Here is a 20398-nt window from a genome sequence, read left to right as displayed (position 1 = left end):
AGAGTCGGGAAGGTAGTTCAATTTTCTCGTAGCTCAAAGGAGAGTTTTTACTCATGAGCATTGCTCGCCGCCCCCGCCGCCTACGCCAGAACCCGGCTTTTCGGGATTTGGTTGCGGAAACGTCGCTGCGCCCCTCCGACCTCATCCTCCCGATGTTCGTGGTCGACGGTCTGAATGAACCCCGTGACATCCCCTCCATGCCGGGCGTGCAGCAGCACAGCCTGGATTCCCTCAAGCGTGCCGCGCACGAGGCCCTCGATGCGGGCGTGACCTGCGTTGACCTCTTTGGCGTGCCCCGTGAGGAGGATAAGGATGCGACCGGCTCCGTGGCCTGGGACCCGCAGGGCATCCTCAACGTGGCTATCGCGGAGCTGCGCCAAGAATTCGGCGATGACCTCATCGTCATGGCGGATACCTGCCTCGATGAGTTCACCTCCCACGGCCACTGCGGTGTGATCGATGATCAGGGCCGCGTGCTTAACGACGAAACCGTGGAGCTCTACCAGGATATGGCCCGCTCCCAGGCCCGCGCCGGTGCGCACATGGTCAGCCCCTCCGGCATGATGGACGGCCAGATTACCGCCATCCGTGAGGCCCTCGATGAGGCCGGCCACGAGGATGTCGCCATCATGGCCTACTCGGCCAAGTACGCCTCGGCCTTCTTCGGGCCCTTCCGCGATGCCGTGGGTTCCTCCCTGGAGGGCGACCGCCGTACCTACCAGCAGGACCCGCGCAATTTCCGCGAGTCCATGCTGGAGGTGGATCTGGACATCGAGGAAGGCGCGGACATCGTCATGGTTAAGCCTGGCCTGCCGTACCTCGATGTGCTGGCCGGTGCCGTCGAGCGCTCCTCCGTTCCGGTAGCTGTCTACCAGGTCTCCGGCGAGTACGCGATGATTCAGGCCGCTTCCCAGAACGGGTGGATCGATGGCGAGGCCGTTATGCTGGAGTCCTTGACCGCGTTTAAGCGTGCGGGCGCGGATCAGATCCTGACCTACTTCGCCACGGACGCCGCCCGCTTGCTCAAATAAAAGGAGAATCGTGACGTTCAGCCCGAACACTAAGCAACCGGCGAAGCAGGATACGGAGCCGGATAAGGAGCAGACCAAGCGCCCCGAAGCCGTCTCCCTCATGCTCAAGGTGTGGACCGTTGCCTTGGTGCTCGAGGTGGTGCACCTGGTCTTGAGCATCGTGCTGACCCTGTTGAATAGGGAGGAGCTCTTCGCCCAGGCCCGCACCACCGCGGAGTCCGCAGCGGAGAAGTCCGGGCAGGACGTCAGCGATGCCCTCGTACAGCTCGTGGGCTATGGCTCGGTGGCGTTCAGCTCGCTGATTTCACTCGCCATCGTCGTGCTGCTGGGCATCATGCTGGGGTTCATCCACAAGAACTCCAAGGCAGCCGGTACCGGCCGGCGCCTGTGGTTCGCCTTCTCCCTCTACTTTGGCCTCCGCGTGCTCATCGTCTTCATCAGCAGCCCCGCCGGGGCGAGCGCGCCGGACTGGCTCTTCCTACTCGATGGTGCCGTGCAAATCCTCGTCGGCGTGGCGGCCGTGATGGGCTTGATGTTCTCCACCAAGGAAGAGGTACTTGAGTACACCGGCGAGATGGAGCAGCTGCGCCAGATGCGCAAGGAGATGGAGGAGCAGCGCCGCCAGGAAAACCTGGAGGAGCGCGAGAAGAAGAACAAGGACAATAAAGAAAAGGACAGGGAGAAAGAAGACAGCAAGGACGGCAAGCGATGAGCGAGCGCCCCGGCCCCGCGGACTATAACCGCCGCCCACGCCGCCCTAAGAAGCAGGGCGAGCAGGACTTTTCCACTTGGCCTTCGCAGCTGCGCATTGCCTACTGGGTCTGCGTGATTGCCGCAGTTGTCATGCTTACCGCCGGGATGGTGGGGCTCTTTGGTTCCTATACATCGGTGACGAATACCCAGCTCAGCACGGAGCAGGTGGACTATATCCGCTTCAACACACGTTTCGCGGCCATCTCCAACGTGGTGGGTGCCGTCGTCATTGCGGCGTGCTCCGCGCAGCTGGCGAGTGGCTCGATATGGGCGCGCCGCATCATTACTGCGGTGTCTGCCTACATCATGTTCGTCAGCATCGCGGCGCTGATCGCGGGCGTGGGCGGGCTGCTCTTGTTGCTTATCCCGATGGCGTTCATGGTGGCCATCTACTTCCTCTTTCACCCGGATTCGACGGCTTTCATCAAGGCCTGCCGTGCCCAAAACTCCTGATTGGCGCCTACTCCAACTTTTGATTCATAATGGACGGTATGTCTCGACTGTCTGATGCGCCGCTGATTGCTGCCGCTACTGGCCACACGCCCTCCCGTCCGCCCGTCTGGTTCATGCGTCAGGCGGGGCGCTCTTTGCCGGAGTACCGCAAGGTGCGCGAGGGAATCAGCATGCTGGATTCCTGTTTCATGCCGGAGCTCCTGGCGGAGATTACCCTGCAGCCGGTGAGCCGCCACGATGTTGATGGCGCCATCCTGTTCAGCGATATCGTTGTCCCGCTCAAGGCCGCGGGCGTCGGTGTGGAGATCGTCCCTGGCCGCGGCCCCGTCATGGATGTACCCGTGCGCACCAAGGAGGACGTGGCCAAGCTGCCCATCCTCGACGTTGATGTGCCCGAGGTACGCCAGGGCATTGAGATCATCCTGAGCGAGCTCACCGACAAGCAGGCCCTCATCGGCTTCGTCGGCGCGCCCTTCACTTTGGCCAGCTACCTCATTGAGGGCGGCCCCTCGAAGAATCACGAGCGCACTAAGGCGCTGATGCATTCCGATCCGGATACATGGCACCACCTCATGCAGCGCCTCACCCCGACGATCATCTCCTTCCTCGAGCTCCAGCTGGATGCCGGCATCGACGCCATGCAGCTCTTCGATTCCTGGGCGGGCTACCTCAACGAGCGCGATTACCGCGAGTTCGTGCTGCCTTATTCGGAGCAGATCCTCAAGGTCGCTGAAGGCCGCGTGCCGCGCATCCACTTTGGCGTGGGGACCGGCGAGCTGCTCGGCGCGATGTCGGAGGCTGGCTCTGAGGTCATGGGCGTGGACTACCGCGTGAGCATGGATGCCGCCGCGGCCCGCGTCAACGCGGACATTCTCCAGGGCAACCTCGACCCAGCGCTGCTGTTCGCTGGCGAGGATGCGGTGCGCAAGGAAATACGCGCCATCAAGGCAGAAGTCGACCGCGCAACTGAGCGCGGCGACATGAAGGGGCACATCTGGAACCTTGGCCACGGCGTGCTGCCGACCACGGAGGCGGAGGCCATTACGCGCGCCGTCGCCATCATCCACGAGGAGGGCTAAATGAAGATCGCGATCATCGGTGCGGGCCTAGCGGGCCTCACCGCGGCATGGGAACTCAAGCAGAACACGAAGGGCACCCACGACATCTTCGTTTTCGAAGCAGCCGATCGCATCGGCGGCAAACTGCACACAGTGCCGTTTAACGGCGGGCCGACCGACATGGGTGCGGAGGCCTTCATCCGCCGCCGCCAAGACGCCGTGGACTTCTTCACGGAGCTCGGACTGCAGGATTCCTTCGTGGAGCCCAATCCGGAGCTGCGCCCACGCGTGTACACCGGCGGCGAGCTGCACTTCCTGCCGCAGGGCGGAGTCATGGGCATTCCTTCTGAGCCGCAGGATTTCTTCTCTGCTGCGACCAACGAGCGCATCACCAACGAGCAGCCCTTCGAGTGGGAAATTGGCGGGGATGTCTCCGTGGGTCAGCTCGTGCGCCAGCAGTACGGTGATGATGTGGTGGACCACGTGGTCTCCGCGCTGCTGGGTGGCGTTTACTCCTGCTCGGCCGATGATCTGGGCCTGCGCGCCACGGTTCCCCACCTGGCGGCCACGTTGGACTCGCTGGCCAAGGAAGGACCCGTCACGCTGTCGGCCGCGATCAAGCAGATCGAGTCCGGCCGCAGCCCGGCCGAAGGTTCCGTCTTTGGCACCTTCAAGGGCGGCTACGCCGAGCTCTACGAGGCCCTGGCTGAAAAGTCCGGCGCGCAGATCCACCTGGACACCTTTGTTTCTGGTGTGACGCGCAAGGGCGATGCCTTCGAGGTCAAGGGCGCGCCGGGGGATATCGGCCCCTTCGACCGCGTGCTCTTTGCCACCCCGGCACCGACCACCGCGCGCCTGCTCAAGGCCGTGGCTCCGGAGGCCGCCCAGGAGCTGTCCACCGTCCAGCTGGCTTCCTCTGTGGTCGTCGGTTTCAACTTCGCATCTGCCACGGATCCGGAGGGCAACTCCCTTCCGGAGGCCACCGGCATCCTCGTCGCCTCCGACGAGCCCGGTGTGCGCACCAAGGCCTTCACGCTTTCCTCCAATAAATGGCCACACCTGAACGAGCGCGAGGGTTTCCTCGTGCGCGCCTCCTTTGGCCGCTTCGGCGATGATGCCCTCGTGCGTGCGGAAGAGGATGACCTGGTGGACTATGCCCTCGATGACCTGCAGAAGATCACCGGCTTCGACGGCCGCGCCGCCGGCGTGGAAGAGATCTACACGCAGCGCTGGTTTGGCGGCATCCCCCGCTACGACGAAAAGCACCTGGCCACCGTTGCCGCTGTGCGTGCCGCGCTTGCCGACGTCCCCGGTATCGCCACCGCTGGCGCCTGGGCCGATGGAGTCGGCGTGCCGGCAGTTATCGCCGGTGCCCGCGCTGCCGCGCAGGCACTCGTCAGCTAGCTAGTAGTGGTATCTGCACCCAGCAATCTCGATGGTCGCATCTTTAATGCGATAGATTAGTCGGTGCTCTTCGGTAATTCGCCGAGACCAGAACCCGGACAACTCGAATTTGAGAGGTTCGGGTTTTCCTATTCCTTCGTTGCCGTTTCGTGCAATGTCCTTAATGAGGCTATTGATTCTCTTGAGGATCTTCTTGTCGTGAGACTGCCACCAGAGGTAGTCCTCCCATGCTTCCTCTGTCCATGAAAGAACCATGAAACTTAGTCTTCCTCAATGAGTTCGTGCTCCGTTGCTTTTCCCGTATTGAGACTCTCAATGGAGTCAAGTAGGCGCTGGGCATTGCGAGGGGAACGCAGAAGATAAGCAGTTTCGCGAAGAGAGTTGTAGTCATCTAAGGAAACGATGACTGCAGACTCATGACCATTGCGAGTGATGATGACTTCCTCACGGTCATCTACAACAGACTGCAATACTTCGGCGTACCGTGCTCTCGATTCCGAGTAAGACATGGTCTTCATAAGCGATCTCCTATCTTGTACAAGAAACTGTACAACGAAAAGTGGACGAGTGCTAGAAGGGGTTTAGTTTATGGGGGCCAAGTGAACGGTATGCGTCAAATTGAGCCGCTCGCAGACATGCTCGTCATGGCTGACCAGGATGAATGCTCCGTGGTAAGCCTTGAGTACCTCTACCAGCCAGTCCGTGGTGGGGATGTCGAGGTTATTGGTGGGTTCATCGAGAAGCAGAAAGCGCGGGGCCGGATCGCTGAGCAGGACGCGGGCGATTTCGACGCGGAAACGCTCGCCACCAGAGAGTTGTCCCACGGGCTGGCGAATCTTGTCGTTGATAAAGAGCATCTGGGCCAGCTGGTCGCGCAAAAACTGCGGGTCCGCGCTGGGGTTGGCCTCCCGCACGATGTCGAACACCGATTTCTCTTCAGGCAAGACGATGCGCTGGCGGATGTATCCGCAGGGCAGCGCGTATTCGACGTCGCCGCGGACAATGCGGTTGAGGAAGGTGGTCTTGCCGCTGCCGTTGGGCCCGGCGAGGCGAACGCGCTCAGGGCCAGTAATACTGAGCAGATCGCTGACGAGCACTCGGGTGCCCGCGGGCAGCTCTGTGCCGGGGAGGTCGATGTGGACATGGGTGTCGTCGCGAAGCGCGCGCTGTGCCGTGTCGTGCGCCGACTGGGCGGCAGTCACTGCATCGTTGGCCTGTTGAGAACGCCCAGCGGCTGAGCGCTCGGAACGATTTTTGTCATTGCCCATAGCCATGCCGGGCTTGCGCTTTGAAGCGGCGAAGTTCTTGCCGCGTCGGGCATCGCGGGCAAGCCGGGTCTGCATGGCGGCGCGCTCGCGGATTTGTTTGCGGTGCTCGGCCTTAGTTTCCCTGACCTTGGCCTGCGCGGAATCCTGCTCGGCGTCAATCGTTGCGCGGTAAGAGGAGTAGTTTCCTTCGAACTCGCGAATTGTTCCGTGGTAGAGCTCCGCAATGCTTTCCGCGTGCTCGAGGAGCTCGCGGTCGTGTGAGACGACGAGAACCGGCATCGGTGCGGTGCGAATGAGCTCGAGCAGGCGCTGGCGTGATTCGGAGTCCAGGTTATTGGTGGGCTCGTCGAGGATCAGGAAGTCGGGCTTGCGGAAGAAGGCTGCGGTCAGCGCCACGGTCACTGCTTCACCGCCAGACAAAGTCCCGATAGTGCGCTCCAAGGGGAAGGGGATACCTGCGGCGTCGAGAGCCGCTTCGATGCGCTCTGCCAAATCCCACTGCTCACCAATAGTGGTGGCGAGCTCTTCCGAGTATTCGCCAGCTTCAATGCGGGCAATGGCGTTGAGGATGTCGGTAGCGTCGAAGACATCGGCAATGGTGTCTGACGTATGCAGACCTAAATCCTGGTCGACATAGACGACTGTGCCCGCAGATACAGTGCCCGACGTCGGCGCAATGCGGCCAGCAAGAACCTTGGCTAGCGTTGATTTCCCAGAGCCGTTTGCCCCGACCAGACCAGTGAATGGTGCTGAAAACGTGCCGGTGAGGTCCGTGAAACAGGGGGTGCCGTCGGGCCAGGTGACGGTGAGATGAGAAAAAGAAATAGGCATGAAGAAATCCACCTTCGAGTAGGTCGCGTAAAGAGTGACGTCGAATTAGGAAAAAATCTTCATGCCCGAAAGACTAGCCCCGGCTAATACCCCAGCGCAAGGGCCGCCACGCCAAGACCGAGAGCACCGCGGGCAATGTAGTGCAGTACCTCGGGGGAGAAGGAGACGCCGAAGCCGCCGCTATCCAGCATGGACATGCTGTCTACCTGTGCCGGGCGGGAACGCTTAAACGACGCCCAGCTAAGACCGGCGATGATGAGCGCCATTGCGATGGCGGAGAGTTTCCACACCAAGAGGAGGGCTCCGGCACCAAGGAGTGCCGTGCCCACAGAAGCTATAAGGGGAAGGCCCCAGTCGGGCCATGCATCGTCGTTGACGCGGCCGAAGGAGGCGGCGCGCCCAACCGCCGCGCCGACGATGCTCCACGCGGACATGAAGCCGACGATAGCCAGCGCCCCGAGCTGTGGCGCTACCCCCAATGTCAAGCCGAGGGTCGCGAGCGCACCGACGCCGATGTACCACCGTCGTCCCAAACGACGGAAGAAGAGACTCACTAACGTCGATGGCGCATGGGCGCGACGAGGAATCCACGCGGATTGGCTCGCAATGGCATCAGAGGTGACTTCCGAATCGAGAAGGCCTAGGCCAGAACCGCCGACTAGGCGCGTGCGCCCAGCGCTGAGTAGCGAAGCCAGCGTGAACGAGCGCCACCCCACGACGAAACGTAGGGCTGGGACTACCAGCGCGAACCACGGGGATAGACCGCTGGACACGCAGATGCCGAGCCCCAACACCCCGAAGCCGACCAGCTGCGCCCACGTGATCCAGTCCGTGCCGCGGAGCCGGCCGCGCGGGCGATCAACGTACACCCAACGCTCCCTGGATAACGCGCGTAGGGGATAAAGCGTCTCGGCGAACACGATGAGAGCGAGCAGTCCCACGATGCCGGCAATCGGAGCGATACTAGTCAGCGTGATGCGCGCCGGGATGGCAGGCGCGACGGCGCCGACTCCTTGCCATCCTGTGTAACCGAAGCCGATGACGATGCCGGCGAGGATGAGATACCAGATGCCATCACCTAGCCGGGACAGCGTGCGCATCACAGCTGCACCACCTCGTCGCAGGCTTGGGTGATGGTGTCGGAATGTGAGGCCACGACGATGCAGCGATTCTCCTCGTCGGCTAGGTAGCGCAATTCGCTGGCGAGGAACTCGGTCCAGGCGGCGTCGAGGTGGCGCTCGGGCTCGTCGATAAGCGCTGCACGTGCCGGCTGGTACAGCTGCGCGGCCAGGAACACGCGCTGGCGCTGGCCCGAGGACAGGCGCGAGGCGGGGTGCGGAAGGAGACGCTCAAGCGCCCAGAGCTCGCAGAGCTTGGCGACGTCCACCCCTGCCGCTTTCCCCATCAAGTCCAGGTGCTCGCCAACGGTGAGGTCGGGGAGGAAAACCGGCTCGGCCACCGTAATCACAGCGCCCGGCTGCTCCTTCGTGCCGACGGGATGGCCGTCACACTCCACAGAGCCATCGAGAGGGGCAAGCTCCCCGCCAAGCGTGGCCAGCAACGTGGATTTACCTGAACCATTAGGTCCGGCAAGGCCATAAACGTGGCCGGGGGCGAAGTCCTTCTCAAGGTGTCCAAGGGGCGTGGAATGCCCATAATCGGCGTCGATGGAAAGCATTGCTGGGCGGCGAGCTCCTTACATTGGGCGGCTAGACAATAGTTAAAACTTATTGATGAAGTTTAGCAAAATGCACGCCCTGAACGTTGTCCTAGTGATGGGAAACGCCCTTGGGATTGGTGTTATGAGCTGCTAAAATTGAGCGAAATGTAGTTGGAAACTCGGGAGGGCAGCAATGTCGGAGCCTATTCAAATTGAAAGCAGCAGTAGTAGCGGCCGTGATCCGTTAGCGTTGAGTGATGCTGCGTTACGTTTAGCAGGCCACGATGTGACTGATGAGTACGTGCGCCAGCTAGGCCGCGAGATAGCCGCAGGGACACTATCTGCCGACGAAGCAATCGCTCGTGTACGGCGTGCTTCGCTGAAGTAGAGCGCGGGGGAGAAACATGAGCGGGGGCTGGGAGAACTATTTCATTCCAGGGACCAAGGTTCTGAAGAATCGCTTGGGGCTAGATGACGCAGAAGAACTACGGATCTTGGAAGAAAAGCTTGTATTTCTTCGGATGACCGAGTTGGACTCGGCACCTGTGGAAGGTGCTTTTGACTACGCACACTTTAAGGCCATACATCGACATTTGTTTCAGGATGTGTATGAATGGGCGGGTGAAGAGCGGACTGCCCCTACAGACCAGTTCATGATTAAGGCAGGGCATGCCTACTATCCGGCGGGGCCGGAAATGACGAAGGCAGCAGAGAAGTTGTTTGCGGGGCTGGCGAAGGATGATTTTCTGCGTGGTCTAGGGTTTGATGATTTCGTAGCCAAGCTGGCGGAGCTGTGGGGTGAGCTCAATGTGGTGCACAGCTTTAGGGAAGGGAATACCCGCACACAGACGGTGTTCTTTGACGCGCTGGTTACGGCGGCAGGATATCAACTCGACGTGGAGCGGCTAGCGAGTGATAGCCGCGTGCGCGCGGAGTTTATTGCCGCGCGCTTTCACAGTCAGGACACGGGAGATAACGCGCAGCTGGAGGAGGTGCTGCGCGGGCTCGTCGCCAAGCAGGGCGGCTAGAAGCCGGGTTTATCCCTTGTTGCGGAAGACGAAGATGGAGGAGAAGTCCTGGTCGCCGTGGCCCATGGCCTGCTGCTCCTCAAAGCGCTCGATGGCGGCGGCTACTGCCGGCAGCGGCTTGTTGGCGGTCATCTCCATGAGCTTGGCGTCCTTGCACAGGGCGTCCACGGTGAAGTCACCCGGAGTGGTGTTGCGCTCGCCGGTGATGAACGGGCCCTTCATGTTCTTCATGAAGGCCAGGCCGGTGATGTCGAGCATCTCGAGGATGACCTCGGAATCGAGGCCCTCAGACTCACCGAGGTGCAGTGCTTCCAGCACGCCTTCCGCAGTAACGGCGAGGGCCAGGTTGGCCAGGAGTTTGCCAATCGCCGCGGTGGCGGCGGACTCCACACCGATGAGCTTGTTCTCATCGGCCCAGGACTCGGCAATGGTCATGGCGAGCTCACGGCGGTCGTCGTCAGGCGTGCCCACATAGACACCGAGCTTGCCTTCGCGCGCCGGGCCAAGCGAGCCGACGACGGGTGCGTGGACATAAGAGTCGACCGCGGCGGCGAATTCGCGGGCGGCATCGGGGGAGACGGTCGTGGTATCGATCCAGGTCACGCCCTCTGGGATAAGGTTGGTGTCAATGACCCGCTCACGGATGTCATCGGGGCCAAAGAGTGAGGTGATGATGACCTCTGCGCCCTCCACAGCGGCGGTGGGGGAATCGGCGAGGATCGCGCCGGCGTCGACTAGCGGCTGCGCGCGCTCGGCGGTGCGGTTCCACACGGTGAGCTCATGGTGGTCGAGGAGGTGTCGGGCGAGCTCGGTGCCCATACGGCCAGTACCAAGGAATGCAATCTTCATGCCGCCCAGTGTGCCATTATTGTGGGCAGGCTCGCCGCGATTCATGCGAGCCCCGGAGGAGGGAGGCTGAGAAATGGCGTGGTTCGTGTTGATTTTCTCCGGTGCCTTCGAGGCCGTGTGGGCAGCGGCGCTGGATAAGTCGGAGGGCTTCAGCCGCCTGTGGCCCTCGGTGATCTTTTTCGTTGCCTGCGCCATTTCCATGGGTGGGTTGGGCTGGGCCATGAAGTCCATCCCCGTGGGCACGGCCTATGCGGTGTGGGCCGGAGTGGGCGCGGTCGTTACCGTGGTTTACTCACTCGCCACGGGGCAGGAGGCGGCAACCGTCTGGAAGGTGCTGTTTCTCGCCATGATCATTGGCGGGATCGTGGGCCTGAAGGTGGTGCATTAGGAGGCGTCGTCGAGTGAGACGACGAAGTGTTTCATGGTGCTATTTTGTGATATCCTCAGCTCCATCAAGCCGCAAGGCAAATAGGCTCTAGCCCCAGCATTGCTGGGGTTATCTTTTTGATGGGAGACTCGGCTGAACGTGTGCGTTGCTATTCGTAGCGCAGCGCCTCAATCGGGTCCAGCTTCGCGGCCTTGCCCGCGGGGTAGTAGCCAAAGAAGAGGCCAATAGCCAGCGAGAAGAGCAGCGAGAGGATAACCGCCCACAGTGGCGGCGCTACGAGTGAGCCGATGGCTGCTGCGCCCGCCATGCCGGCGGCGGTGCCGATGGCGATGCCGATGAGTCCACCGATGAGGCAGACCACGATGGCCTCCGTGATGAACTGGATGCGGATATCGCGGCGGCGTGCGCCAAGCGCCTTGCGGATGCCAATCTCGCGGGTGCGCTCCGTGACGGTGATGAGCATAATGTTCATCACGCCGATGCCGCCGACGAGCAGCGAGATACCGCCGATGGCCGCGAGCACCAGACTCATCGTGGTGAAGATCTGGTTCAAGGACGCGAGGTCATCGCTGAAGTCGGTCACTTTGACCATGTAGTCCGGGTTGTCCTTGTAGTAGCTGTCGAAGACGCGTTGCAGGTTGCTAGCCACCGCGGACTTATCCAAGTCCGGGTTGCCGCGAACGGTGACCTCGCTGAAGGCGGTGCCGGCACCGGGGGAATCAGAAAGCTCGGCCTCAAGTGGGTAAGGAACGAAGGCAGTTTGGCTGGGGCCGCCGCCCACCAGAGGTCCGGTTTGCGGCTCTTCAAAGACGCCGACGACGGCGAGCTCAATGGGGGATGCCTCTTGGGTTTCGAAGCTTACGTATTGGCCGATGGCATCCGCAGGGGCGCCGAAAAGCTTGGTGGCGGTCTCCTTATCCAGCATGGTTACTGCCCGGCTAGAGTCGATATCGTCTTCGCTGAGGAATCGCCCGGCCACGATGGAATAGGAGGAGCCTGAGACATAGTCCGGGTTGGTGGGGCGGACCAGGAGGTTGGCGGTCTTCTCCTGTTCGTCGCCTTCGGCGACGAACGCGCCGGAATAAGAGTTGTACTCGCCGATATTGATGCCGGCGATCTGATCTCCCATGACCTCTTTAGCGCGGTCCAGCATGTCCGGGGTGAGCATGGAGGACTCGTCTTCGACGAAGCCGCCGCCTATGAAGGAATCCTCGGCTTCTTCCTCTTCGCCCTCCTCAGGGCGCTCCTTGACCTGGACGGTGAAGTTGTTCGCGCCGACCTTATCCAAGTCCTTCTGCACGGAAGACTGCAAGGAGTGACCGAGCGTGACGATGGCGATCACCGCGGCGATGCCGATGATGACGCCCAAGAGTGTCAGCGCCGAGCGCATCTTGTTGGTGCGCAAGCTGGTCAGCGCCATCTTGGTGGATTCAGCGAAATTCATGACAACACCCCGTCCTTCATCGTGACGGTGCGGCTGCATTCATCAGCCAACTCCGGGTTGTGGGTAATGAACAAAATGGTCTTTCCATGCGTGCGGTGCAGTTCGTGGAATAAGTCCATGACCATGCGGCCGGTCTGCGAATCCAGTGCGCCGGTGGGCTCGTCCGCCAACAGAATCTCCGGCTGGTTGGCCAAGGCACGGGCCACCGCCACGCGCTGCTTCTGACCACCGGAGAGCTCATTAGGCAGATGGTTCATGCGGTCACCCATGCCGACCATCTCCAAAAGCTTTTCCGCGCGCTGGGTGCGCTCGTGGGCTGAAACGCCCGCATAGACCATGGGCATCTCCACGTTCTTCAGCGCGGACATGCGGCCGATCAAGTTGAAGTTCTGGAAGATGAATCCGATTTTTTGGCCGCGGAAGGAGGCCAGTTTGTCGTCACCAAGCGCCAGCGCATCCACGCCAGCCAGCTGGTATTCGCCGGCGGTGGGGCGGTCGAGCAAGCCGATGATGTTCATGAGCGTGGACTTGCCGGAGCCGGACTGGCCCACGACGGCCACGAACTCGCCTTCGTCCACGCTGAAGTCGAGGCCCGGGATGACGGTCAGCTCGCTGTCGAGACCCTCGTTGAAACGTTTGACGATTCCCCGCATCTCAATGAGGCGGCTCATGCGTTCTCTTCCGCATCATCGGAGCCTTCTACGGAGGCGGACATGCCGACCATGTCCTTGTGCGTATCCGCCTGGCTGATGACGGTCTCGCCCTCCTTGAGACCAGAGGAAATAGCTGCAGAGAAATCGGATTCGCTGGCCACCTTGACCTCGCGCGCCTGGATCGTGCCGTTGTCGACGACGAGGACGTTCTTCTTTCCGCCGTCTTCATAGATGGCGGAGAGCGGCACGGTGATGGCGTTCTTATCCTTCTTCGTAATGATTTTCACCTTCGTGGTGGAACCGAGGCGCAGGCCCTCGCGGTTGCCATCGACGCGGATGTGCACGGGGAATTCGGGCTTGGTAGAACCAGTTGGCTTGCCGGAGCCGCCCCCTGCACCAGCCTCGACATCGGGCTGCTCAGCGGTGGGGGAGATGAAGGTGACTTTGCCCTTGTATTCTTTGCCAGGGCTTGATGGCGAGGTGAAGGAGACTTCATCGCCGACCTTGATGCGGGCGATATCGCCCTCCTTGACCGTGGATTTCACCAGCAGGGAGGAGTCATCCGCCACGGTGAGGATGGGGCCCTCGGCCGGGGCGCCGGCCTGGCCGTTGACGGCGGTGACAACGCCCGCCAGAGGGGAGCGCAGGTCGGCCTGGGAGAGCCGGTACTCCAGCGGCCCATTTTCCTTGGCGTTGTTCGCGCTTGCCGACGCCGCCGATTCCACCGCGTGGTTCACCGCTTGGGACTGGGAAGAAATCTGCTGCTCGATGGCCAGGTTGCTGGCCTGCAGTGCACGCTCAGCATCGGAGACTGCCTGGTAGGAGGCGGCGGTGGCGCGCTGTTGTTCGCCCAACTCGCGGTCGATGCCGCGGAGGACGCGGCCATAGGATTCCTCGGATTCCTTCAATTGGCGCTCGGAGTCTTGCACGGCCTCATCTGAGTCGAGGTAGCTTAAGAAAGCGCTGGCGGTGTTGATGCCGGAGGGATCCTCGGTGGCAGTGCCGAGGGAGGCCAGTGCAGACTGGAAGGACTTGGACTCCGCATCGCGCACCCCGGAGCGCGCCTGCTCGACGGCGGCGCGGGCTTCTGCAACCTCGGGGCGGTCGCCCTTGGTGGCGAGGGCATCGTCGAGCTTGCGCTGCGCCTCGGCGTACTCGGTCTGCGCCGAGTTCACGGCGGACTGGGCGCTGTTGACCTCGGGGTTGAGGCCTTGGTCGAGGGAATCCTGGAGCTGGCGCAGCTGCAGCTGGGCGTCCTCGATCTGATGGACGGCCTCAAGTTTGCCTGCCTCCTGGGAGGTGCGCTGAGCCTCGAGCTCACGCTCGGTTTCGGTGGTGTCCATGCGGCCAAGCAGCTGTTGGGCTTCGACGCGGTCACCGACCTTGGCATCGAGGGACTGGATAGGCCCGGTCAGCGACGTGGTCAGCGAGAGTTCGCGCTCGGCAGAAACCGTGCCGGTGGCGGAGACGGAACTGATGAGGTCTTCTTTGGCGGTTGTCGTGACATCGGTCGAAGTGAGCTGAATATCGGAAGACCCACTGGTCAGTGCGTACATTCCACCACCGCCTGCGAGAAGAACCGCAGCGATAGCGCCAGCAGTGATGCCGAGAGCTTTCTTGTTCATGAATCCCTTACTGTCAGGTTAACGCCGTCATTGAAAATCGGCTTCAGATTAACTCTTGGGATTGCTTCCTGTCATGTACAGCGGGGGAATATAGGAGGTAGATCAGGGTCTACCCTTAGATGGTGCGAGGCTATGAGGTCTGGTGACGTTTCGATCAATTAAGGTCCCGAAAATGGGTGATTTTCTGCCACTATTTGATCGAAACGTATGTGGCATCTGACTTTTAGAAGGGCACATCGATGTAGATCTCCTCCGCCTTCGGCAAGGGAGGCAGTTTGGGTAGCTGATCGAGTCCGTCCTGAACTTCCGGCGGGAGGGGAATCTGCGGAGGCTCGGGCAGTTCCAGCTTAGGTTTGGGCCGCTGCGGTGGGGCCGGGCGCGGTGCTGGAGCGGGCGCTGGCGCTGGGGCACGGAGGGTGACGGTTTCTACCTGTGGCGCTGGGGTCTCGACGGTCGTGGGTGCGGGAGCTGGTGCCTGGGCTTCAGGTTCCGGTTCGGCTGGAGCGGGAGCAATAGATGTGGTGTCGCCCAAGCGGTTGACCGGCTGGGGGACCGCATCCGGCTCCCAGGACGTCGGTTGGGCCGAGGTGATGGGACTGGGTTCGATTCGCGGAGCGGTTTCTGCCTGCGTAGCAGCACAGGCAGAAAGCGGAAGGCAGGCAAGAATGACAAGAAAACGGCGCGATGCCATGGGAATCCCCCTTAAGTAGTGCCTCCCCACAGCGCACCCCAGCGCTGAAATTAGGAAAGGCAGAATCAACAGTGTGCTGCCAGCATAGCGCCACCGCAACAGACGCGCAGCGCGAGCGCGTTGAGGGCGCGTGCCAGGCTCAGGAGGAGCGACCGCGGGGCACGAGGGGACTCCAACTTTTGTATAGGGCTAAAACCGATACAATGTGGGCTATGCCTAACTCCAGCCAGCTAAACCAGCAGAATACGTCCCAGTCCGCCGAGTGGTTCGAGCGCGTCACCAAGGTCACCCCGGGCGGTGTGAATTCCCCGGTCCGCGCCTTCGGATCCGTGGGCGGCCAAGCCCGCGTTATCGCTCGCGGTGAGGGCTCCCGTCTCTGGGATATCGACGGCAACGAGTACGTCGACCTGGTCAGCTCCTATGGCCCGATGATTCACGGCAATGCCCACCCGGCCATCGTGGAGGCAGTGCAGAAGGCGGCTACCGACGGCCTCTCCTTCGGTGCCCCGACCGAGGGCGAGACGCTGTTGGCGGAGCACATCGTCAAGCGCACCGCCGTGGAGCAGGTGCGTCTGGTCAACTCCGGTACGGAGGCCACCATGTCTGCTGTGCGCCTGGCCCGTGGTTTTACCGGCCGCGCCAAGGTACTCAAGTTTGAGGGCTGCTACCACGGCCACGTGGATGCGCTGTTGGCGTCGGCTGGCTCTGGCGTGGCCACCTTCGCGCTCCCGGATTCCCCGGGCGTGACCGGCGCTTCGGCTGCGGACACGATCGTCGTCCCCTACAACGATCTTGACGCGGTCCGCGAGGCCTTTGCCGCGCACCCGGGAGAGATCGCGTGCATCATCGCCGAGGCAGCCGCCGGCAACATGGGTACCGTGGCCCCGGAGGAGGGCTTCAACGCGGCGCTCAAGGAGATCGCGCATGCCGACGGCGCCCTGCTCATCCTCGATGAAGTCATGACCGGTTTCCGCACCTCCTACAAAGGCTGGTTCGGCGTCGATGGGGTAGCGGGTGACCTGGTGACCTTCGGCAAGGTGGTCTCCGGCGGCCTGCCGGCCGCTGCCTTCGGTGGTCGCGCCGACGTGATGGCTTCGCTGGCACCTTCGGGCCCCGTCTACCAGGCGGGCACGCTGTCCGGAAACCCGGTAGCGATGGCCTCCGGTCTAGCATCCCTGGAGCTGGCCAACGAAGAGTTGTACCCGCGCCTGCAGGCCAACGCGGACTGCCTGACCAGCCTGATAACGGCGGCACTTGATGCCGCCGGCGTGGCACACCACATCCAGCGCGCGGAGACGATGTTCTCCATCCGCTTCGCCGAGGGTCAGGGTCGCAACTTCGCCGACATGCAGGCCGCCGATACCTGGCGTTTCGCCCCCTTCTTCCACGCACTGCTGGAGGGCGGCGTCTATGTTCCGCCGTCAGCCTTCGAGACTTGGTTTGTCTCTGACGCGCTCACGGACAAAGATTTTGAGGTAATCGAGGCAGCTCTCAAGCCTGCCGCCAAGGCCGCTGCCAGCGCGCAGCGCCCGCAGTAAACAGACCATTTGAGGGGATAGACACAGGCATATGTCCACCACCATCGTCCACTTCGTCCGCCACGGCGAGGTTTATAACCCGGATAAGATCCTCTACGGGCGCATCCCGGGCTACCACCTGTCCTCCCGTGGGCATTCCATGGCCGCGCGCACGGCGAAAGCCTTCGAAGGCCATGACGTGACCTACCTGGCGGCCTCGCCGCTGCAGCGCGCGCAGGAAACCGCGCTGCCGATTGCACAGGTAACGGGCTTGGAGGTGGACGTCGATAAGGGCGTCATCGAATCCGGCAACCGCTTCGAGGGCCTGCGCACCAAGGGCTGGAACTCGCAGCTGTGGAACCCGCAGCGCTGGCCGCTCATGGTTAACCCGCTTGAGCCTTCCTGGGGCGAGCCCTTCGAGGAGATTGCCGCGCGCATGATGGATGCCGCCGAGCGCGCCCGTTCCAAGGCAGAGGGCCATGAGGCCATCGTGGTTTCCCACCAGCTTCCCATCGTTATGGTGCAGCGCACCGTGCTGGGCAAGCGCCTGGCCCACGCGCCGTGGGACCGCCAATGTGCTCTCGCCTCGGTGACCTCGTTGGTGTACCGCGACCGCGAGATCATCGATATCTTCTACTCCGAACCGGCGCAGGACATCTAATGGCACGTAGAAGTATCCGCGCCGCCGTGGCCGGTGTCGTTGCTGTGCTGAGCCTGGCTGGCTGTACACAGAGCGAGGAGAATGCACAGAACGCCGTTGCTTCCGGTGGCACCTTCGAGTTCATTTCACCTGGCGGGCAGACCACCATCCGTTATGCGGAGGAAGACCGCAAGCCGCTCAAGGATTTCTCCGGCGAGGACCTGCGGGACGAGTCCACGACGATCAAGCTCTCGGATTTTCAGGACCAGATCGTCGTCCTCAACTCCTGGGGTCAATGGTGCGCGCCGTGCCGCTCCGAATCAGATGACCTCCAGGCCATCCACTCGGAGCTGCAAAAGCGCAAGGTCGGCACCGTGCTAGGCATCAATGTCAAGGACTTCAACCCGGAGATCTCCCGGGACTTTATGGCCGATAACGGCCTGGAGTACCCCTCCATCTATGACCCGCCCTTCAAGACGGCCGCGGCGCTCGGCGGCGTTCCTACCTCCGTGGTGCCCACCACCATCGTGCTGGATAAGCAGCACCGCCCCGCCGCGGTCTTCCTGACCGAGATCACGGAAAAGGATGTCCTCGAGGTCGTCGACGAACTGGAGAAAGAACAGTGATCCTTGCCGCTGACGGTATGGGGCAAAGCTTCGCCGATGCCGCCGTGTCCGGCCCGCTCCTGATCGGAGTGCTCGCCGCGGCCGTGGCCGGATTGGTCTCCTTCGCCTCACCCTGTGTGGTTCCACTGGTTCCTGGCTATATCTCTTACCTCGCCTCCGTGGTCGGCGGTGAGGTGAGCTATGACGAGGAGTTGGGGGTGGGCGTCGGCAAGCGCCGGCGTTGGGCCGTCGTCGGTGCCGCAGCACTCTTCGTGCTGGGCTTTACCGTCGTTTTCGTCCTAGCCACCGTGTCAGTCTTCGGCGCCATTTCGGCGCTGACGCTCAACGCGGATACCCTCATGCGCGCCGGCGGTGTCATCACCATCCTCATGGGTGTGGTGTTCATGGGCGTGGTGCCGGTACTACAGAAGGACACGCGCATGGCGCCGCGGCGCTGGACCACGTGGCTGGGCGCGCCGCTGCTCGGCGGGGTTTTCGCCCTGGGCTGGACCCCGTGCTTGGGCCCCACGCTGGCTGCCATCCTGTCTGTCTCCGCCGGCACCGAGGGAACCACCGCGCTGCGCGGCACCATCCTCATTATTGGCTACTGCCTGGGCCTGGGCCTGCCCTTCTTGCTCGTGGCACTGGGCTCCGCTAAGGCCATGCGCACCGTGACCTGGATGCGGGAGCACTCCCGGACCATCCAGATTCTCGGGGGCATCGCCATGATCCTCGTCGGCCTGGCGCTGCTGACCGGGCTGTGGGGAGATTTCATCAACGCCATCCGCCAGTGGACCGTGTCCTATGGCGCGACGCTGCTGTAAAGGAGATTTTTCGTGAGATATATCCGCAAGGCCTGGCACTGGCTGACCAGCATGCGCACCGCGCTGGCGCTGCTCTTCTTGCTGGCCATCGCCGCCATTCCCGGATCGCTCCTGCCGCAGCGCTCGCTCAATGAATCTAACGTCAACGACTTCATTGAGACCAACGGCAAGGTGGCGGAGATCTACGACAAGCTGCAGCTTTTCGACGTCTTCTCCTCCGTCTGGTTCCAGGCCATCTACGTCCTGCTCATGATTTCTCTGGTGGGCTGCATCATCCCGCGCTCCTGGGATCACTACCAGGCCTACCGCACACCGCCGACGCGCGCGCCGAAGTATCTGGAAAAGATGCCGCTCAACGCCACCGGGCATTCGGAAAAGTCCCCGGAGGAGATCGCAGCGGCCACCACAACCATGCTGAAGAAGTGGCGGGTCTCCGAGGTCTCGCCCGAGAAGGACCGCGCGGGTGCGCAATCCTTCTCCGCGGAGCGCGGCTATGCCCGCGAGCTGTGCAACCTCATCTTCCACATCGCGTTGGTGGCAATCTTGCTCACCATGGCAGCCGGGCGCCTGGTGCACTACGAGGGACAGGTCATCGTGGTCACGGAGAAGAACTCCCAGGGGCAGACCCAAGAGCAGGCGCAATCCACGGAGTTCTGCAACACCTCCACCTCCGTCTATGACTCCTTCCGCGCCGGCCCGCTATTCGACGGCACCGGCCTGCACCCCTTCTGCTTCTTGGCCCACGACTTCACCGCGGACTACCTGCCCAATGGCCAGGCGGAGATGTTCACCTCGAACGTGTCCTATGCCGCCGGCGACGACATCTTCACGGACCCGGAGACCTGGGAGGACTACCAGCTGCAGGTCAACCACCCGCTGCGTATTGAGAGCAACCGCGTTTACCTGCAGGGTCACGGCTTTGCGCCGACCATGACGGTGGAGTGGCCCAACGGTGAAAAGCGCACGCAGACCATCCAGTTCCAGCCCACAGACACCACGTTTTTCCTCTCCGAAGGCGTGATGCGTTTCGATCCTCCGGCGGGCATGTACCCGGATCTGTTTGAGCGCCGCCAAAACCAGATCGCCATCCAGGGCCTGTTTGCCCCGACCGCCGAGTGGTCCGGCGAGAGCGGCAAGCTGCTGCAATCCTCCTACCCGGCGATGCTCGATCCTGCCGTGGCCATCGATATCTACCGCGGCGATGCCGGCCTGGACACGGGTACCCCGCAGTCCTTCTTCTCCCTCGATTCCAACCTGGTCCACACGGGCCAGCTGCAGAGGATCGACCGCGTCAACCTGAACCAGGGTGAATCGGTCACGCTGGACGACGGCACGAAGATCACCTTCGACGGTGCCTCCGAGTTTGCGAACTACCAGGTTTCCTATGACCCCTTCCAGAGCTGGGTTCTCGTGTCCGCGCTGGTCATGCTGGTATCCCTGGTTGGCTCGCTGGTGATCAAGCGCCGCCGCGTGTGGGTGCGCATCCGGCCGGGGGCCAATGGTGGCACCGATATTGAGATGGGCGGTCTTGCCCGCACCGACCGCGCGGGCTGGTCTGAGGAATTCCATGAGCTTCACCGCGAGCTCCTGGAACTGCCGGATCCCGATGAGGTGGAGGAGGACGAACTCTACTCCGCCGACTAAAGGTGAGAAAGCTATCCGTCAAAAGTTGGATA

22 protein-coding genes are annotated in these 20398 nt (G+C 62.2%); 12 read left to right on the top strand and 10 right to left on the bottom strand.

Annotation, left to right across the window (positions count from 1 at the left end):
* Nucleotides 1-53: 53 nt before the first annotated feature.
* The 5 genes from hemB to ABZS45_RS09020 are packed head-to-tail and all read left to right on the top strand — an operon-like array spanning nucleotide 54 to nucleotide 4699.
* The gene (gene hemB / locus ABZS45_RS09040; RefSeq protein ID WP_412099531.1) at nucleotides 54-1031 is read left to right on the top strand and encodes a porphobilinogen synthase; all 978 of its coding nucleotides are present in this window, start codon (nucleotides 54-56) and stop codon (nucleotides 1029-1031) included.
* A gap of 10 nt (nucleotides 1032-1041) precedes the next feature.
* Nucleotides 1042-1743: a hypothetical protein gene (locus ABZS45_RS09035; RefSeq protein WP_412099530.1), complete on the top strand. Its 702-nt coding sequence runs from the start codon at nucleotides 1042-1044 to the stop codon at nucleotides 1741-1743.
* Nucleotides 1740-2237, top strand: a complete 498-nt coding sequence (locus ABZS45_RS09030) for a tellurium resistance protein TerC (RefSeq protein WP_412099529.1) — start codon at nucleotides 1740-1742, stop codon at nucleotides 2235-2237. The genes ABZS45_RS09035 and ABZS45_RS09030 overlap by 4 nt, the downstream gene beginning before the upstream one ends.
* A gap of 38 nt (nucleotides 2238-2275) precedes the next feature.
* Nucleotides 2276-3316, top strand: coding sequence for a uroporphyrinogen decarboxylase (hemE, locus tag ABZS45_RS09025; RefSeq protein ID WP_412099528.1), 1041 nt, complete (start codon nucleotides 2276-2278; stop codon nucleotides 3314-3316).
* A complete protein-coding gene (locus tag ABZS45_RS09020; RefSeq protein WP_412099527.1) occupies nucleotides 3317-4699 on the top strand; it encodes a protoporphyrinogen oxidase in 1383 nt (460 codons plus the stop codon).
* Here ABZS45_RS09020 and ABZS45_RS09015 read toward each other — a convergent pair whose 3' ends face one another.
* The 5 genes from ABZS45_RS09015 to ABZS45_RS08995 form a co-directional block, all read right to left on the bottom strand.
* Entirely contained in the window at nucleotides 4700-4954 is a 255-nt protein-coding gene (locus ABZS45_RS09015; RefSeq protein ID WP_412099526.1) for a Txe/YoeB family addiction module toxin, read from the bottom strand.
* Between the two features lie 5 nt (nucleotides 4955-4959).
* Nucleotides 4960-5217, bottom strand: a complete 258-nt coding sequence (locus tag ABZS45_RS09010; protein ID WP_070447928.1) for a type II toxin-antitoxin system Phd/YefM family antitoxin — start codon at nucleotides 5215-5217, stop codon at nucleotides 4960-4962.
* Between the two features lie 63 nt (nucleotides 5218-5280).
* A complete protein-coding gene (locus ABZS45_RS09005; RefSeq protein WP_412099524.1) occupies nucleotides 5281-6798 on the bottom strand; it encodes an ATP-binding cassette domain-containing protein in 1518 nt (505 codons plus the stop codon).
* Nucleotides 6799-6881: 83 nt separating this feature from the next.
* Nucleotides 6882-7898 (bottom strand): ABC transporter permease, encoded by a 1017-nt coding sequence (locus ABZS45_RS09000; RefSeq protein ID WP_412099523.1) that lies wholly within the window; start codon nucleotides 7896-7898, stop codon nucleotides 6882-6884.
* Nucleotides 7898-8476, bottom strand: a complete 579-nt coding sequence (locus ABZS45_RS08995; protein WP_412099521.1) for an ATP-binding cassette domain-containing protein — start codon at nucleotides 8474-8476, stop codon at nucleotides 7898-7900. The genes ABZS45_RS09000 and ABZS45_RS08995 overlap by 1 nt, the downstream gene beginning before the upstream one ends.
* A gap of 386 nt (nucleotides 8477-8862) precedes the next feature.
* On the opposite strand from ABZS45_RS08995, the gene ABZS45_RS08990 reads away from it, so the two are divergent.
* Nucleotides 8863-9486: a Fic/DOC family protein gene (locus ABZS45_RS08990; protein WP_412099519.1), complete on the top strand. Its 624-nt coding sequence runs from the start codon at nucleotides 8863-8865 to the stop codon at nucleotides 9484-9486.
* A 9-nt stretch (nucleotides 9487-9495) separates the two neighbouring features.
* On the opposite strand, the gene ABZS45_RS08985 is transcribed toward ABZS45_RS08990, so the two are convergent.
* Complete coding sequence (locus ABZS45_RS08985; protein ID WP_412099517.1) at nucleotides 9496-10335, bottom strand: NAD(P)-dependent oxidoreductase; 840 nt, start codon at nucleotides 10333-10335, stop codon at nucleotides 9496-9498.
* Nucleotides 10336-10408: 73 nt separating this feature from the next.
* Between ABZS45_RS08985 and ABZS45_RS08980 the strand changes: the two genes are divergently transcribed.
* Complete coding sequence (locus ABZS45_RS08980; RefSeq protein ID WP_412099516.1) at nucleotides 10409-10723, top strand: DMT family transporter; 315 nt, start codon at nucleotides 10409-10411, stop codon at nucleotides 10721-10723.
* A 148-nt stretch (nucleotides 10724-10871) separates the two neighbouring features.
* Here ABZS45_RS08980 and ABZS45_RS08975 read toward each other — a convergent pair whose 3' ends face one another.
* The 4 genes from ABZS45_RS08975 to ABZS45_RS08960 all read right to left on the bottom strand — a co-directional run bounded on the left by ABZS45_RS08975 (nucleotide 10872) and on the right by ABZS45_RS08960 (nucleotide 15136).
* On the bottom strand, nucleotides 10872-12167 hold the full coding sequence (locus tag ABZS45_RS08975; protein WP_412099515.1) for an ABC transporter permease: 1296 nt from the start codon (nucleotides 12165-12167) through the stop codon (nucleotides 10872-10874).
* Entirely contained in the window at nucleotides 12164-12838 is a 675-nt protein-coding gene (locus tag ABZS45_RS08970; RefSeq protein ID WP_412099514.1) for an ABC transporter ATP-binding protein, read from the bottom strand. Before ABZS45_RS08970 ends, ABZS45_RS08975 begins: the two co-directional genes overlap by 4 nt.
* The gene (locus tag ABZS45_RS08965; RefSeq protein ID WP_412099512.1) at nucleotides 12835-14445 is read right to left on the bottom strand and encodes an HlyD family efflux transporter periplasmic adaptor subunit; all 1611 of its coding nucleotides are present in this window, start codon (nucleotides 14443-14445) and stop codon (nucleotides 12835-12837) included. Before ABZS45_RS08965 ends, ABZS45_RS08970 begins: the two co-directional genes overlap by 4 nt.
* Nucleotides 14446-14668: 223 nt before the next feature.
* Nucleotides 14669-15136: a hypothetical protein gene (locus ABZS45_RS08960; protein WP_412099511.1), complete on the bottom strand. Its 468-nt coding sequence runs from the start codon at nucleotides 15134-15136 to the stop codon at nucleotides 14669-14671.
* Nucleotides 15137-15339: 203 nt separating this feature from the next.
* Here ABZS45_RS08960 and hemL point away from each other — a divergent pair, with 203 nt between their 5' ends.
* The 5 genes from hemL to ABZS45_RS08935 are packed head-to-tail and all read left to right on the top strand — an operon-like array spanning nucleotide 15340 to nucleotide 20366.
* Nucleotides 15340-16674 (top strand): glutamate-1-semialdehyde 2,1-aminomutase, encoded by a 1335-nt coding sequence (gene hemL, locus ABZS45_RS08955; RefSeq protein ID WP_412099510.1) that lies wholly within the window; start codon nucleotides 15340-15342, stop codon nucleotides 16672-16674.
* Between the two features lie 31 nt (nucleotides 16675-16705).
* On the top strand, nucleotides 16706-17314 hold the full coding sequence (locus ABZS45_RS08950) for a histidine phosphatase family protein (protein WP_284764112.1): 609 nt from the start codon (nucleotides 16706-16708) through the stop codon (nucleotides 17312-17314).
* Nucleotides 17314-17919: a TlpA disulfide reductase family protein gene (locus ABZS45_RS08945; protein ID WP_412099509.1), complete on the top strand. Its 606-nt coding sequence runs from the start codon at nucleotides 17314-17316 to the stop codon at nucleotides 17917-17919. Before ABZS45_RS08950 ends, ABZS45_RS08945 begins: the two co-directional genes overlap by 1 nt.
* Before the next feature lie 17 nt (nucleotides 17920-17936).
* A complete protein-coding gene (locus tag ABZS45_RS08940; protein ID WP_046647905.1) occupies nucleotides 17937-18722 on the top strand; it encodes a cytochrome c biogenesis CcdA family protein in 786 nt (261 codons plus the stop codon).
* Nucleotides 18723-18734: 12 nt separating this feature from the next.
* Nucleotides 18735-20366, top strand: a complete 1632-nt coding sequence (locus ABZS45_RS08935) for a cytochrome c biogenesis protein ResB (protein ID WP_070681472.1) — start codon at nucleotides 18735-18737, stop codon at nucleotides 20364-20366.
* Nucleotides 20367-20398 lie beyond the last annotated feature (32 nt).

The organism is Corynebacterium aurimucosum (genome assembly GCF_046895345.1).
In the GTDB taxonomy this organism is placed as follows: Bacteria; Actinomycetota; Actinomycetes; order Mycobacteriales; family Mycobacteriaceae; genus Corynebacterium; species Corynebacterium aurimucosum_G.
This window is presented reverse-complemented; position numbering and strand designations above follow the sequence as displayed.

Excerpts from the sequence above, each read along its gene's own strand:
- ABZS45_RS08960 (WP_412099511.1), bottom strand. The coding sequence starts at position 15,136 with ATGGCATCGCGCCGTTTTCTTGTCATTCTTGCCTGCCTTCCGCTTTCT.
- hemL (WP_412099510.1), top strand. The coding sequence starts at position 15,340 with ATGTGGGCTATGCCTAACTCCAGCCAGCTAAACCAGCAGAATACGTCC.
- ABZS45_RS08965 (WP_412099512.1), bottom strand. The coding sequence starts at position 14,445 with ATGAACAAGAAAGCTCTCGGCATCACTGCTGGCGCTATCGCTGCGGTT.
- ABZS45_RS09005 (WP_412099524.1), bottom strand. The coding sequence starts at position 6,798 with ATGCCTATTTCTTTTTCTCATCTCACCGTCACCTGGCCCGACGGCACC.
- ABZS45_RS08990 (WP_412099519.1), top strand. The coding sequence starts at position 8,863 with ATGAGCGGGGGCTGGGAGAACTATTTCATTCCAGGGACCAAGGTTCTG.
- hemB (WP_412099531.1), top strand. The coding sequence starts at position 54 with ATGAGCATTGCTCGCCGCCCCCGCCGCCTACGCCAGAACCCGGCTTTT.
- ABZS45_RS09020 (WP_412099527.1), top strand. The coding sequence starts at position 3,317 with ATGAAGATCGCGATCATCGGTGCGGGCCTAGCGGGCCTCACCGCGGCA.
- ABZS45_RS08970 (WP_412099514.1), bottom strand. The coding sequence starts at position 12,838 with ATGAGCCGCCTCATTGAGATGCGGGGAATCGTCAAACGTTTCAACGAG.
- ABZS45_RS09030 (WP_412099529.1), top strand. The coding sequence starts at position 1,740 with ATGAGCGAGCGCCCCGGCCCCGCGGACTATAACCGCCGCCCACGCCGC.
- ABZS45_RS09000 (WP_412099523.1), bottom strand. The coding sequence starts at position 7,898 with ATGCGCACGCTGTCCCGGCTAGGTGATGGCATCTGGTATCTCATCCTC.
- ABZS45_RS09015 (WP_412099526.1), bottom strand. The coding sequence starts at position 4,954 with ATGGTTCTTTCATGGACAGAGGAAGCATGGGAGGACTACCTCTGGTGG.
- ABZS45_RS08980 (WP_412099516.1), top strand. The coding sequence starts at position 10,409 with ATGGCGTGGTTCGTGTTGATTTTCTCCGGTGCCTTCGAGGCCGTGTGG.
- ABZS45_RS08945 (WP_412099509.1), top strand. The coding sequence starts at position 17,314 with ATGGCACGTAGAAGTATCCGCGCCGCCGTGGCCGGTGTCGTTGCTGTG.
- ABZS45_RS08940 (WP_046647905.1), top strand. The coding sequence starts at position 17,937 with ATGGGGCAAAGCTTCGCCGATGCCGCCGTGTCCGGCCCGCTCCTGATC.
- ABZS45_RS08950 (WP_284764112.1), top strand. The coding sequence starts at position 16,706 with ATGTCCACCACCATCGTCCACTTCGTCCGCCACGGCGAGGTTTATAAC.
- hemE (WP_412099528.1), top strand. The coding sequence starts at position 2,276 with ATGTCTCGACTGTCTGATGCGCCGCTGATTGCTGCCGCTACTGGCCAC.
- ABZS45_RS08995 (WP_412099521.1), bottom strand. The coding sequence starts at position 8,476 with ATGCTTTCCATCGACGCCGATTATGGGCATTCCACGCCCCTTGGACAC.
- ABZS45_RS08985 (WP_412099517.1), bottom strand. The coding sequence starts at position 10,335 with ATGAAGATTGCATTCCTTGGTACTGGCCGTATGGGCACCGAGCTCGCC.
- ABZS45_RS08975 (WP_412099515.1), bottom strand. The coding sequence starts at position 12,167 with ATGAATTTCGCTGAATCCACCAAGATGGCGCTGACCAGCTTGCGCACC.
- ABZS45_RS09010 (WP_070447928.1), bottom strand. The coding sequence starts at position 5,217 with ATGAAGACCATGTCTTACTCGGAATCGAGAGCACGGTACGCCGAAGTA.